The following is a 12,167-nucleotide window of genomic DNA, read 5'->3' on the forward strand; positions in this document are numbered from 1 at the left end:
GGATGAAGGCCGTTCCCCCCTCCCCGTCCGACGACTACGCACCGCTGCGCGACTACGCCGTGATCGGAGACGGGAAGACCGCCGCCCTCATCCGCCCCGATGGACGCGTGGACTGGCTTCCCGTTCCGGCACTCGACGGCGTGCCCGTGTTCGCGGCGCTCCTCGACGAGGAGGGTGGAGGACGGATCGAGCTGTGTCCCGAGGGCGAGTTCCGCTCATCGCGACGGTACCTCGACGGCACGAACGTGCTGCAGACCACCTTCACGACCGACACCGGCACGGTGCGCGTCACGGACGCCCTCGTCACGGGCGTCGCCGGACCACTGCCGTGGACGGAGCTCGCGCGCCGCATCGAGGGGCTGAAGGGCTCCGTGAAGATGCGCTGGGTGGTGCGCCCCGGCACCGCCCTCGGCACCGTGTCCCCGTGGGTCGAGTATCTGCCGACGATCGGCGACGACCCCGAGAAGCCCACCGATCCCGGGCCGGACGAATGCGCCGTGCTGCACGTGGACTCCGTGTCGATCGCCGTCGCGGGCTGCGATCACGGCCCCGGCGAGACCGAGCGCCCGACGGACGGCCGCGAGATCGGCGAGGACGGCGACGGCATGCCGCAGGGCGCTTTCGAGACGAGCGCGGGTTCGACCCACGCGCTCGTGATCGCGGCGACCCATGACGAGCCCCTGCACGTGCCCGATCCGGAAGAGGCCGTGCAGCGCGTGCAGCGCACGGTGGACGAATGGCGGCAGTGGTCGAAGGTGTTCACGTACGACGGACCGTGGGCGGATGCGGTCCAGCGCAGCGCGCTCGCGCTCAAGCTCCTCATCCACAGCCAGACGGGCTCGATCGCCGCCGCCGCGACGACGTCGCTGCCCGAGAGTCGCACGGGTGGGAAGAACTGGGACTACCGCTTCGCCTGGGTGCGCGACCTCGCCTATACGACGCACGCGCTCGTGCGGTTCGGTCTGCGCGAGGAGACCCAGGCGGCTCTCTCATGGATGCTCCGCACGGTGAAGGCGGACGGCACGCCGCTGCGCGTCTTCTTCGACCTGCACGGCCGGCCGCCCGGCGACCCGGTGGAGCACCAGGTTCCGGGGTGGCGTGGCATCGGCCCCGTCGTCACCGGCAACCCCGCGGGCGAGCAGCTGCAGCTCGGCGTCTACGGCGACCTGCTCGACATCGCCCGCCTGCACGTCGACGCCGGCAACGTGCTGGACGTGCCCACGCGGCGCCTCCTCGCCGCCACCGCCGACACGACGTGCGACCTCTGGCGGCGCCCCGATTCCGGCATGTGGGAGCTGCCCGCCCTGAACCGCCACACCTCGAGCATGATGGGCTGTTGGCAGGCGCTCGACGCCGCCGTGCATCTCGCCGAGGTCGGCGGCCTCACGGGCAGCGTCGACCGGTGGCGCACGGAACGCGACCGCATCCACACGTGGGTGTGGGAGAACTGCTGGTCGGAAGAGAAGCAGGCCTGGACGATGTTCGCGGGCGGCGACGAGCTCGACACCTCCGTGCTCCTCCACGCCCCGAGCGGCTTCGACCGCGGTGAGCGCATGGCCTCGACGATCGACGCGATCATCGCGGAGCTCGGCACGGACGGGCCGCCCTACCGCTACTCGGGGGTCGAGACGGAGGAGGTCCCGTTCGTGGCGTGCGGTTTCTGGCTCGCCTCGGCCCTCGCGTGCACCGGCCGTGTCGACGATGCCCGCGCGCTCATGGACCGGATGCTGTCGTATTCCAACGACGTCGGCCTGTACTCCGAGATGCTCGACCCCACGACGGGCGAGTTCTGGGGCAACCTGCCCCAGGGCCTCAGCCACCTCGCCCTCATCAACGCCGCCATCACCATCGAGGAGCTCACACGATGACCGATCCCCTGGACACCTTCCGTCGTTCGCGCGCCGTGCTCGTCGAGAGCCCCTACTGGGATGCCGGGCTCGGCGCGCTCTGCTGGGTGGACATCACCGCCGGCACCGTCCACATCAGCCCGCTCGACGGATCCGTGGACGGGTCTGACGACACGGTCATCACGCTGCCGCCGCCCGTCTCCGCGGTGCAGCCGCGGGCCGGTGGCGGGTTCATCGTCGCGGGCGACCGCGATCGCGTCCTCCTCCTCGACACGGACGGCGCCGTCGAGCGCGAGCTCGCGACGCTCCCGCTCCGCCACGAGGGCCTGCGGGTGAACGAGGGCAAGGTGGACCCGTTCGGCCGTTTCGTGATCGGCGGCATGGTCGTGGTCGGCGACGACCCCGTGGCCGAGTTCCATCGCGTGTCCGCGGACGGATCCATCGAGACGCTCGCGAGCGGTTTCGGCACGACGAACGGGCTCGAATGGTCGGACGACGCGGAGACGATCTACGTCACGGACACGAACGTCTCCACCGTCTTCCGCGCACCGTACGACGAGACGGGCCCCATCGGCGAGCTCACGCCGTTCCTCGTGGGCAAGCCGTCCGACGGCCTCGTTCGCGACGCCGACGGCTACTTCTGGAACGGCCTCTACGGTGAGGGCGTCGTGGTGCGCTGGGCGCCCGACGGCACGATCGACCGCACCGTGGAGGTCCCCGCCCCCAACGTGACGGGCGTGACGATCGGCGGCCCCGACCTCCGCACCCTCTTCGTCGGCACCGCCCGCGAGAACCTCACCGAGGAGGACCTCGAGGCGAAGCCGGGCAGCGGCGACATCTTCACCCTCCGTCTCGACGTGCCGGGTCTGCCGGTGAATGCGTTCGCGGGGTAGGTGGGCGGAGGGTCTGGTCTCAGCGGGGGGGCGGTACTGTCGCCGGTATGACCTCCGCGGACGCTGCCCCCGTCGCCGCGCGGTGGGTCGCCGTGGCGCGGCTGGGGCTCGGGGTCGCGATTCTCGGCGTTCTGGGGTTCGCATACCTCGAGGGTGGCGACCGGAACCCGTTCGACTTCTTCGGCTACTTCACGAACCTGACGAGTCTGCTGACCGCTTTCGTCCTCATCTCCACCGGTCTCTCCGGGAGTGCCGGACGACGGGTGCCGGGCTGGCTCCTTTTGTCGCGCGCCGTCGCGACGGCCTGCCTGCTCGTCATCGCTGTGGTCTACAACGCCTTCGTTCCCGGCACCGGCTCCGCTCCGCCGTGGGTGAGCGTGAGTCTCCACCTCATCGTCCCCGTGCTGGTGCTGCTCGACTGGGTGCTGATCGGTGACAGGGGCGCCCTGCCCTGGCACCGGCTGTGGCTGATCCTGCCGTACCCGGCCGTGTGGGTCGCCGTCGTCCTGATCCGCGGGGTGACAGACGGCTGGGTGCCGTACGGCTTCCTCCTGCCGGAGCGCGGGGCCCTCTCGCTGACCCTGAACGTCGCCGGTCTCCTGGGCGCGCTGCTTCTCGCGGGTGTGATCGTGTGGTGGTGCAGCCGTTACCCCGCACGAGCGACCCGTGCGTCGCGCCCCTAGGACCCGTCGCGGAGGTCGGCCAACGTGACGGAGCGGAAGGCGACGTCCGAGAAGGTCACGTCGCACCCGTCGCCCATCGGGCTCTGCACCTCGAGGCCCACGCGCACGCCGCTGGAGAGCGGCCCGAAGGAGAAGGCCCGGACGAAGCTCCACCGCTCGCCGTCAACGGAGGCGTGGAAGGCCCATACCCCGGACTGACGCGCGACGCGCAACCACACCTCGCGGCCGGCGACGTCGAAGGCGTTCGCATCGTCGGACAGCCCGCGAGTCACGACGGTTACGACCATCGGGGTACCGTCGGGGGAAAATTCGAAGCACAGCTTCGCCCAGTGCGTCTCGTCCGCCCAGAGGAAGAGCGTGCCGGCGTCGAAGGTGTCGCGAAAGTCGACGCCGACGCGCGCGGAGAACGCGAAGTCGCCGGCGGGCGGGTCGCCGAGCACCGCGACCGCATTCATCTGCGACTCGGCCGCGACCCCGCCGTCGCCGCCGCTCGGGTCGACGAAGAAGTCGCTGTGGGGCTTCGCCGTCACCGACACGGAGCTGGCGTCGCTCCGCCACACCCAGTCCTCGTTGGGGACGAGCGGGAAGGGGACGTCGGCGAGCTGCAGCGTGTTGTGATTCATGGACACCATTATCGAGGAGGCGCATTCGGCGCTACCGCAGCGACGAGCACCCCCGGGGTCAGTTGCGAGGCGCCGGCGTGTCCGCGAAGAATCGCGCCAGGAACACGCCCATGACCGCTGCCCCCGCCCCGACCGCGAACCACTCGCGACCGGAGGTGCGCCTCCCGAGGACGACCATTCCCCCGACGACGTTCATCCCGCTCCACACGACGTTCAGCCCGGGCGAGGACCGCCCCCGGCCGGGTGGTGACGCGAATGGCGTGGGGAAGCGCCGACCCTGCACACCCGCGACACCGTGCGGGACGGCATTCGCGAGCAACACCCCGGCGGCGACGCGACTGAGCACTCGACGAGAAGACATCTGCCCCTCCATCCTGTTGTCGCGAATCTAGCTCCGCACGAGCGACCCGGCAATGAGCCTGTCCGCGCGGTCGATTCCCCCGATCATCGCGGGGCCGGCCGCGAGAAGAGGTTGACGAGGGTGCCGTCGGGATCACGGAACAAGGTGGACCTGTTGCCCCACGGCATGGTGGTGGGTTCGAGCACGATGTCCTCGAGCACGTCGTGGAGGCGAGCGAACTCCGCGTCGACATCGGTTACGAGGAACTCCACGATGATCGAGTTGTTCCGGCCCGGTTGCGGTGCGTCGGCGCCCAACATCGCGACGGTCGCCGTGCTTGCGATCGCGACGGCGCCCGACGCCGTTCGGATCTCGGCGAACACCGGCGCGGGCCGCGTCGCGGTCGTCCCCGTCACCGCCTCGTAGAAGCGGGTGAGTCGGTCGACGTCGTGCGTGATGATGCGGATCGATGCGAGGTCCATGGTCTTCCCTTTCCGTCGCACCGTCCGGCACGACGACCTCATCCTCGTGTCCTCGGACGACAACGTCGTGTCGGTGTTTAGGTCGGGTCGTCGCCCAGACCGACCGCTCGCAACCGTCCCTCGACGATGCCGAGATCCTCCGCTCGAAGCGGTCGCCGCGGTGCTCGCTCGCCCAGTATCTCCGCCTGGACCATGCGGTCGCCGCGGAACGCACGCAGCCCATCGCGGAGCCGACACCACGCGATCAGGTACCAGTCGTTCCCCTTGCCGACGAACCCCATCGGCTCGACATCGCGCATTGTGGCCTCTCCGTCGCGGTCGATATAGGAGAGCCGGAGGACGTGCCCTGTCCGGAGCGCGTAGGCCACGCTCGGCGGTGCCTCATTCGACCTGTCGTCGCTCAGTAGGTGGATGCGGGTGGCGAGCTCCGCCGTTTGCTGCAGGCTACGATCCTCCATGACCGCGAGGACCTTGCGGAGGGCCGACGTGGCCGAATCGCGGAACGGGCTCGTCGCCAACGTCCCGAGAGCGATCATCACGGCGAGCGCCTCGTCGACCGTGAATCCGAGGGGCGCGAGGGTGCGCGCCGCGTCGAGGCAGTATCCGCCGGTGCGGCCGGGTTCCGCCCAGATCGGAACCCCGCCCTGCTGCAGTGCCGAGATGTCCCGCTCGATGGTTCGCGAACTGACCTCGAACCGTTCGGCGAGCCACCGCGCGCTCCGGGGCCGCGGCGACACGGCCCGCAACTCCTCCACGAGGGCGTACAGCCTGTCGGTGCGCGTCACACCTCGACATTAGCTTCGAGGCAGGAACGGCGTCCCCACTCCACGGCTTCACGGCGTCCGCCTGAGACGTTCCTGAGTGTCGGATCGGAGACCTCGATCGCACCTCGAAACGAATCCGCCGATGATCGGGCAATTCAGGCCGACGGCGTCCGCCGTCGCCCGCCGGGTGAGCGTGCGCAACCCCCTGCGATCCCGCCTCAGGAGGAGAACACTCGATAACGAGCGATGCGGGAACGCAACGCAACAGACACAGCACGACGATACGAAGACGGAGACACATGGACCTCGGAATCAGCGGACGGACTGCACTCATCACCGGCGGAGACTCGGGGATCGGCTGGAACACGGCCCGCATCCTCCTCGCCGAGGGCGCGACCGTCGTGATCTCCGACAAGGACCAGGCCAAGCTCGACGAGGCGGCCGCGAAGCTCGACGCCCCGGAGGGCAAGCTGTTCGCCTTCTCGGCCGACATCACGAGCGTCGACGACCTGGCCACCCTCCACTCCCAGACACGTGAGGCCGTGGGCGAGATCGACATCCTCGTTCAGTCTTCGGGCATCACCGGCGCGCAGGGTCTCTTCCACGAGATCGACGACGCCGGCTGGGTGGACACCCTCGAGGTCGACCTGCTCGGTCCGGTCCGGCTCGTGCGCGAGTTCCTTCCCGACCTCCGCTCCGGCGGATGGGGACGGCTCGTGTTCCTCGCGAGCGAGGACGCCGTGCAGCCCTACGACGACGAGCTCCCCTACTGCTCGGCCAAGGCCGGCGTGCTCGCCCTCGCGAAGGGCCTCTCGCGCAGCTACGCCACGGAAGGCCTGCTCGTGAACGCCGTCTCCCCCGCGTTCATCCACACGCCCATGACGGACGCGATGATGACGAAGCGTGCCGGCGAGCTCGGCACCGACGAGGAGACGGCCATCAAGTCGTTCCTGGACCAGGAGCGCCCCTACATGGAGCTCAAGCGCCGTGGAGAGCCGAAAGAAGTGGCGAATGTCGTCGCGTTCCTCTGCTCCGACCTCGCCTCGTTCGTGAACGGCTCCAACTACCGGGTCGACTCCGGCTCGGTCGCCACGATCTGACCCTCACCGGTTCCCCGACCCCCATCCATCAACGACGACGCCGCGATACCCGCGGCACAAAGGAGAAGAAGAGATGACGGACACACTCGACCGCACCACCACCGCCCCCGCCGACGCCGGAGCGAAGAAGACCCGCCGCCAGAACGCCGAGAAGGGCTTCGTGGCGACGAAGGAACTCACCGACAGCATGCAGGCCGTGCTCGTCGACCTCATCGAACTGCACCTCCAGGGCAAGCAGGCCCACTGGAACATCGTGGGCCGGAACTTCCGCGACCTGCACCTCCAGCTCGACGAGATCATCGACGCAGCGCGCGAGTTCAGCGACGAGGTCGCCGAGCGACTCCGCGCGCTCCACGCGGTGCCGGACGGCCGTAGCGATACTGTGTCGGCGACGACGTCCCTGCCGGAGTTCCCCCACGGCGAGATCGACACGACGGATGCCGTCGACCTCGTCGTCCAGCGCCTCGAGGCCACCGTCGGCACCATGCGCGAGGTCCACGACACGATCGACGACGCGGACCCGACGAGCGCCGACATCCTCCACGGCATCATCGAGAAGCTCGAGCAGTACGCGTGGATGGTGGGTGCGGAGAACCGCACCGCCAAGCGCCTCAGCTGAGCGAACCCCCACATCGGCGCAGCCGATCGGCAGCCCCACGCGTGGAGACGCACGTGGGGCTGACCCGTCGGGCTCCCCAGAAACACCCTCAACGTCCCTCACACCCGTCGACCCCCGTCAGGAGAACCGGAACATGGACCCCGTGAAGTACCTCATCATCGGCGGCGGCATGGTCGCCGACTCGGCCGCCCGCGGCATCCGCGAGCTCGACGAAGACGGCTCGATCGTCGTCCTCAGCGCCGACGTCGACGAGCCGTACACGCGACCCGCCCTGACGAAGAAGCTGTGGACGGACGAGGAGTTCACGTGGGACAAGGTGCCGCTCGGCACCGCTGAGGCGACGGGCGCCGACGTGCGTCTCTCCACCGAGGTCACGGCGATCGACCGAGCCGCGCGTACCGTCACGACAGCGGACGGAGAGACGGTCGCGTACGAGCGCCTCCTGATCGCGACGGGCGGGACCCCGCACAGCCTCGAGGGCGAGACGGACGACCGCGTCATCACGTTCCGGAGCGCCCAGGACTACCACGCACTGCGGAAGCGCTCCGGCGCCGGCGTGCGTGCCGTGGTGGTGGGTGGCGGCTACATCGGCCAGGAGCTCGCGGCCGCCCTCATCCAGAACGAGACCGAGGTCACGATCGTGACCCCCGACGAGACGCTCGGCGGGTCCATGTTCCCCGCCGACCTCGCCCACCACGTGGAGGACCGGTTTCGCGCCGCGGGCGTGACCGTGCGCTCCGGCCGGCGCGTCGAGACGGTGGAGCTCGACGACCACACCGTCACCCTGCGGCTCGACGACGGGACCTCGATCGACGCGAACGTCGTCGTGACGGGTCTCGGTGTCACGCCGGTCACGGGGATCGCCGAGGCCGCCGGACTCATGGTGGACGACGGCATCGTCGTCGACGAGCGGCTCCGCACCACCGACGAGCACATCTGGGCGGCCGGCGACGTCGCGTCCTACCCGGATGCGATCCTGGGTCGCACTCGCGTCGAGCACGTCGACAACGCCGAGCAGATGGGCCGCGCCGCCGGACGATCGCTCGCCGGAGCCGACGAGCCGTACACGCACACGCCGCTGTTCTACTCCGACGTCTTCGAGTTCTCGTGGGAAGCCGTCGGCACGCTCGACGCCGAGCTCGAGACCGTCGAGGACTGGACGGAGGAACTCGAGTCGGGCGTCATCTACTACCTGGACGAGGGGCGCCCCGCCGGTGTGCTCTTGTGGCGCACGGACGGTGGAACCGACGAAGCCCGCGAGGTGCTCGCGAACCCGCCGGCCGACCCCGCGGAACTCATCGGTCGCATCCGCCCGGGGGTCGCCTGACGACACCCTCGGACGGCCGAGTTGGGCTCACTCCGCCGTGAGGGACGACTCCTTGTGAGCCGCTTCCTTACCGGACTTCTCCGACTCGACGATCCAGTACGGATCGTCATCGGTGGGCTTGAACGTCTGCCCGTCGAATTCGAACTCGCTCACACGCTTCCGCACGGCCTTTCCGTGCGTCTTGCCCTGAGACGTGTTCCACGACACCTTGTCACCTTTTGAGATAGCCATTCCAGCAACCTATGCAGCGTCCGGAATCCTCCGGAACCCGTTGCGCGATACGAGGAGAACCACATGTCACACCTGACCGACCCCACCACCGCCCACCCCCAGCCGCCGTTCCCGGGCACGAAGCAGCCGGTCCCCGGAGACTTCTACAAGATGGACCCGACCCCCGACCACGGTGAGAAGACCTACGAGGGCCACGGCCGTCTCGCCGGTCGCCGCGCTCTCATCACCGGTGGCGACTCGGGCATCGGCCGCGCCGTCGCGATCGCCTTCGCCCGCGAGGGCGCCGACGTCGCGATCGGCTACCTCCCCGAGGAGCAGGAGAACGCCGAGGACACCGCGAAGCTCGTCGAGGAGGCAGGACGCACCGTCGCCCTCCTCCCCGGTGACATCTCGAAGGAAGAGGTCTGCCAGCAGCTCGTCGCCGACACGGTGTCGAAGCTCGGCGGAATCGACCTGCTCGTCATGGTGGCCGGCATCATGCCGACCGTCGACAGCATCGACGACCTCGACACGGGCGTGCTCGACCACGTCATGAAGACGAACGTCTACTCGCTCTTCTGGCTGACGAAGGCGGCCTCGCCGCACCTCGAGCCCGGCTCCGGCATCATCACGACGGGCTCCATCCAGAGCTTCCAGCCGTCGCCCTCGCTCGCGGAGTACGCCACGAGCAAGGCCGGCATCACCAACTGGACGCGTGCGATGGCCGGCCAGCTGGCCCCCCGCGGCATCCGCGTGAACGGCGTCGCACCCGGCCCGTTCTGGACGCCGCTGCAGCCGTCGAGTGTCCCCCCGGAGAAGCTCGAGTCCTTCGGTGAGGACACCCCGTTCGGCCGCCCCGGCCAGCCGGCCGAGCTCGCGTCGACGTACGTGTACCTCGCGTCGAACGAGTCGAGCTACACGAGCGGCGAGACCATCGTCGTGAACGGCGGCACCACGGGTCACTGACCCTCAGCACCACACAGAAAGCGTCCCCGCACTCGATTGGTCGAGTGCGGGGACGCTGTCGTTCAGCGGGGGTATGCGGCCCGCGTCAGGCGCGCTCGACCGGGAGCCAGAGTTCACACGTCGCCGTGGTGAAGTCGTCGTTGCGGTCGAGGACGGCGACGATCGAGGGTCCGGGACGCAGCCGCCACGGGTTGGAGGGGAACCAGTCCGTCGCGGTCGCCGCCCACGCCGACTGGAGGGCGCTCGGGTGGTCCCCCTCGGTCCGGAAGACGGCCCACGTGCCCGCGGGAACCTCGATCGCGTCGAGGTCCGCAGGTGTCGGAGTCTCGTCGCTGATCGCGACGCCGTGGAGGTAGGTCAGCTCACTGCCCTCCGTGTAGTCCGGGTCGACCGAGTCGCTCACCTGGAGCAGGCCGGCGGGATCGATGGTGCTCAGTCCCTTCAGTCGGAGGTGCTCCGCTGCGGGCAGCGACGCGATGTGCTCCTGGATGTGCGGATTGACGCCGTGGTGGATGAGCGGCACGCGGGCGGCGTGGCCGATGAGGCGGAAGGCCGGGCGGTCGATGATGCGAGTGTCCATGGTGGTGTTCCCTTCGACGGTCAGGCGAAACCTGAGTTGTGGTTGTGCGCGAAGGGGGCCGCCGTCGCGCCGCACGTCGCCGGGACCGACTCCGTGGACGGAACGGAACGCTCGACCGAAGGCCTCGGTCGAGCCGTAGCCGTAGCGCGTCGCGATCGAGAGCAGGCCGTCGTCACCGAGCACGTCCGCCGCGGCGACCGTCATGCGGCGCCGCCGGATGTACTCCGACAGCGGCATCCCCGCCAGCGACGAGAACATCCGCCGCAGGTGGTACTCCGTCGTTCCGAGACCCGCCGCCACCCGGGCGATGTCGATCTCCTCGGTCAGGCGTTCCTCCACCTGTTCGATCAGTCGGTTCAGTTCAGCGATCACGATGCTCCCTTCGCCATCAACACTCGCGGAGAGTCGTGATGCGAACCCTACTATCGCGGTCCGATCCGATCGCGTGGTCCCACTCCCCAGAACCGTGATGTGTCGCAATCTGTTGCCTGATGACGGGATCTGGCAACAGATTGTGACACCTCACGGAAGGTAGAGGGTGCGACGGCGGCAGAGGATCGCGCCGACCGGCCGCTGGCCCTCGGCGGTCCGGCGGTGGGTCTCGATCACGTCGAAGCCGACTGCCTGCAGGAGCCGGTGGAGCTCCTCGGCCGGCCAGCGGTAGGCGCGCACGACGGCGTGGTCGAAGGGTTCGGTCGATATGCCATCGAAGTAGCCGAGGAGGAGGAGACCTCCCGGGCGCAGCGTGCGGGCGAACTCCGCGAGGGGCGCGCCGATCCGCTCGGGCTCGTGATGGATCGTCGAGAACCAGGAGAGGACGCCGCCGAGCGACGCGTCGGGCTCGTCGAGGTGGTCGATGCTCCCGACACCGAACCGCACCTCGGGGTACGTTGCCCGGGCGTGATCGATGAACGAGGGCACGAGGTCGATGCCGCGGACGTCGAGCCCGCGGCCGTCGAGGTGGTTCGTCCAGTGCCCGGGGCCGCAGCCGGCATCGAGGGCACGTCCCCTCACCGCGTCCGCCCACGACTCCACGAGCTGGCGGTCCGACGGATGCACCGCACTCATCGACCCGAGGAGATCCGTGTACTCCGCCGCCCGCCCCGCGTATGCCGCGGTCACATCCGTCATCCGGCCAGGGTATCGAGCGCCGCGGCCTGTCGCCGAGCGGCACCCGGTGCTAGCGTCGAGGCAGCAACGGCTCGTTGTGAGAGGGATGAAGGGAGCAGCTGATGACCATGTCTCGCCGTTCCCTCTTCACTTCCTAGAGGCCACGCTCGATCGTGGCCCCCTCTGCAAGGAGCCACACTGTGCGCGCGTCCAATCTCGATCCCATCCGCTACGACTGGCGGGGATCCGTCACCAACTCCGAACTCAACGCTCTTCACGCCGAGGCGTTCGACCACCACCTCTTCGACGACGACTGGGTGGACCAGCTCGATCGCTTCAGTCTCGGCTGGGTCACCGCCCGGGACGGCGAGGGGCTCGTCGGCTTCGTCAACATCATCTGGGACGGCCTCGTCCACGCCTTCGTCGAAGACACGATCGTCGCCGCGCGAGTACGACGGCAGGGCGTCGGTGTCCGCCTGATCGCCGTCGCCCGCGACCAGGCAGCCGAGGCGGGGTGCGAATGGCTGCACGTCGACTTCGAGGACCACCTCAAGGACTTCTACCTCGGTGCGTGCGGATTCACCCCCACGAGCGCGGGACTCATGAAACTGCGCTGATCTGAG

At 69.2% G+C, this 12,167-nt stretch carries 15 protein-coding genes; 8 read left to right on the forward strand and 7 right to left on the reverse strand.

What is annotated here, in order from left to right:
- Positions 1-2: 2 nt before the first annotated feature.
- Genes ELQ94_RS08505 through ELQ94_RS08515 form a run of 3 tightly spaced genes read left to right on the forward strand, consistent with a single transcriptional unit; the run spans position 3 to position 3,423 of the window.
- Positions 3-1,868 carry a glycoside hydrolase family 15 protein gene (locus tag ELQ94_RS08505; protein ID WP_127049135.1) on the forward strand — a complete coding sequence of 622 codons (1,866 nt, stop codon included), beginning with the start codon at positions 3-5 and terminating at the stop codon, positions 1,866-1,868.
- Positions 1,865-2,740: an SMP-30/gluconolactonase/LRE family protein gene (locus ELQ94_RS08510; RefSeq protein ID WP_127049137.1), complete on the forward strand. Its 876-nt coding sequence runs from the start codon at positions 1,865-1,867 to the stop codon at positions 2,738-2,740. Before ELQ94_RS08505 ends, ELQ94_RS08510 begins: the two co-directional genes overlap by 4 nt.
- A gap of 47 nt (positions 2,741-2,787) precedes the next feature.
- On the forward strand, positions 2,788-3,423 hold the full coding sequence (locus ELQ94_RS08515; protein ID WP_127049139.1) for a Pr6Pr family membrane protein: 636 nt from the start codon (positions 2,788-2,790) through the stop codon (positions 3,421-3,423).
- Here ELQ94_RS08515 and ELQ94_RS08520 read toward each other — a convergent pair.
- The 4 genes from ELQ94_RS08520 to ELQ94_RS08535 form a co-directional block, all read right to left on the reverse strand.
- Positions 3,420-4,046 carry a DUF1349 domain-containing protein gene (locus tag ELQ94_RS08520; protein ID WP_127049141.1) on the reverse strand — a complete coding sequence of 209 codons (627 nt, stop codon included), beginning with the start codon at positions 4,044-4,046 and terminating at the stop codon, positions 3,420-3,422. The two genes, ELQ94_RS08515 and ELQ94_RS08520, sit on opposite strands and share 4 nt — an antisense overlap.
- A gap of 58 nt (positions 4,047-4,104) precedes the next feature.
- Positions 4,105-4,407 carry a hypothetical protein gene (locus ELQ94_RS08525; protein WP_127049143.1) on the reverse strand — a complete coding sequence of 101 codons (303 nt, stop codon included), beginning with the start codon at positions 4,405-4,407 and terminating at the stop codon, positions 4,105-4,107.
- Between the two features lie 83 nt (positions 4,408-4,490).
- Positions 4,491-4,868, reverse strand: coding sequence for a VOC family protein (locus tag ELQ94_RS08530; RefSeq protein ID WP_127049145.1), 378 nt, complete (start codon positions 4,866-4,868; stop codon positions 4,491-4,493).
- 77 nt (positions 4,869-4,945) lie between these two features.
- Positions 4,946-5,653 carry a helix-turn-helix transcriptional regulator gene (locus ELQ94_RS08535; RefSeq protein WP_127049147.1) on the reverse strand — a complete coding sequence of 236 codons (708 nt, stop codon included), beginning with the start codon at positions 5,651-5,653 and terminating at the stop codon, positions 4,946-4,948.
- A 278-nt stretch (positions 5,654-5,931) separates the two neighbouring features.
- Between ELQ94_RS08535 and ELQ94_RS08540 the strand changes: the two genes are divergently transcribed.
- The 3 genes from ELQ94_RS08540 to ELQ94_RS08550 all read left to right on the forward strand — a co-directional run bounded on the left by ELQ94_RS08540 (position 5,932) and on the right by ELQ94_RS08550 (position 8,678).
- Positions 5,932-6,732 carry an SDR family NAD(P)-dependent oxidoreductase gene (locus ELQ94_RS08540; RefSeq protein ID WP_127049149.1) on the forward strand — a complete coding sequence of 267 codons (801 nt, stop codon included), beginning with the start codon at positions 5,932-5,934 and terminating at the stop codon, positions 6,730-6,732.
- A 73-nt stretch (positions 6,733-6,805) separates the two neighbouring features.
- Positions 6,806-7,351, forward strand: coding sequence for a Dps family protein (locus tag ELQ94_RS08545; RefSeq protein ID WP_127049151.1), 546 nt, complete (start codon positions 6,806-6,808; stop codon positions 7,349-7,351).
- A 133-nt stretch (positions 7,352-7,484) separates the two neighbouring features.
- Positions 7,485-8,678 (forward strand): NAD(P)/FAD-dependent oxidoreductase, encoded by a 1,194-nt coding sequence (locus ELQ94_RS08550; RefSeq protein WP_127049153.1) that lies wholly within the window; start codon positions 7,485-7,487, stop codon positions 8,676-8,678.
- A 27-nt stretch (positions 8,679-8,705) separates the two neighbouring features.
- Here the strand turns inward: ELQ94_RS08550 and ELQ94_RS08555 are convergent, their stop codons facing one another.
- The gene (locus tag ELQ94_RS08555; RefSeq protein ID WP_127049155.1) at positions 8,706-8,909 is read right to left on the reverse strand and encodes a hypervirulence associated TUDOR domain-containing protein; all 204 of its coding nucleotides are present in this window, start codon (positions 8,907-8,909) and stop codon (positions 8,706-8,708) included.
- 63 nt (positions 8,910-8,972) lie between these two features.
- Between ELQ94_RS08555 and ELQ94_RS08560 the strand changes: the two genes are divergently transcribed.
- Positions 8,973-9,854, forward strand: a complete 882-nt coding sequence (locus tag ELQ94_RS08560) for an SDR family oxidoreductase (protein WP_127049157.1) — start codon at positions 8,973-8,975, stop codon at positions 9,852-9,854.
- A gap of 85 nt (positions 9,855-9,939) precedes the next feature.
- Here the strand turns inward: ELQ94_RS08560 and ELQ94_RS08565 are convergent, their stop codons facing one another.
- A complete protein-coding gene (locus tag ELQ94_RS08565) occupies positions 9,940-10,806 on the reverse strand; it encodes an AraC family transcriptional regulator (protein WP_127049159.1) in 867 nt (288 codons plus the stop codon).
- Between the two features lie 150 nt (positions 10,807-10,956).
- Positions 10,957-11,565, reverse strand: a complete 609-nt coding sequence (locus ELQ94_RS08570; protein ID WP_127049161.1) for a class I SAM-dependent methyltransferase — start codon at positions 11,563-11,565, stop codon at positions 10,957-10,959.
- A gap of 179 nt (positions 11,566-11,744) precedes the next feature.
- Between ELQ94_RS08570 and ELQ94_RS08575 the strand changes: the two genes are divergently transcribed.
- On the forward strand, positions 11,745-12,161 hold the full coding sequence (locus ELQ94_RS08575; RefSeq protein WP_243696925.1) for a GNAT family N-acetyltransferase: 417 nt from the start codon (positions 11,745-11,747) through the stop codon (positions 12,159-12,161).
- Positions 12,162-12,167: the final 6 nt, after the last annotated feature.

Source organism: Labedella endophytica (genome assembly GCF_003990045.1).
Classification (GTDB): Bacteria; Actinomycetota; Actinomycetes; order Actinomycetales; family Microbacteriaceae; genus Labedella; species Labedella endophytica.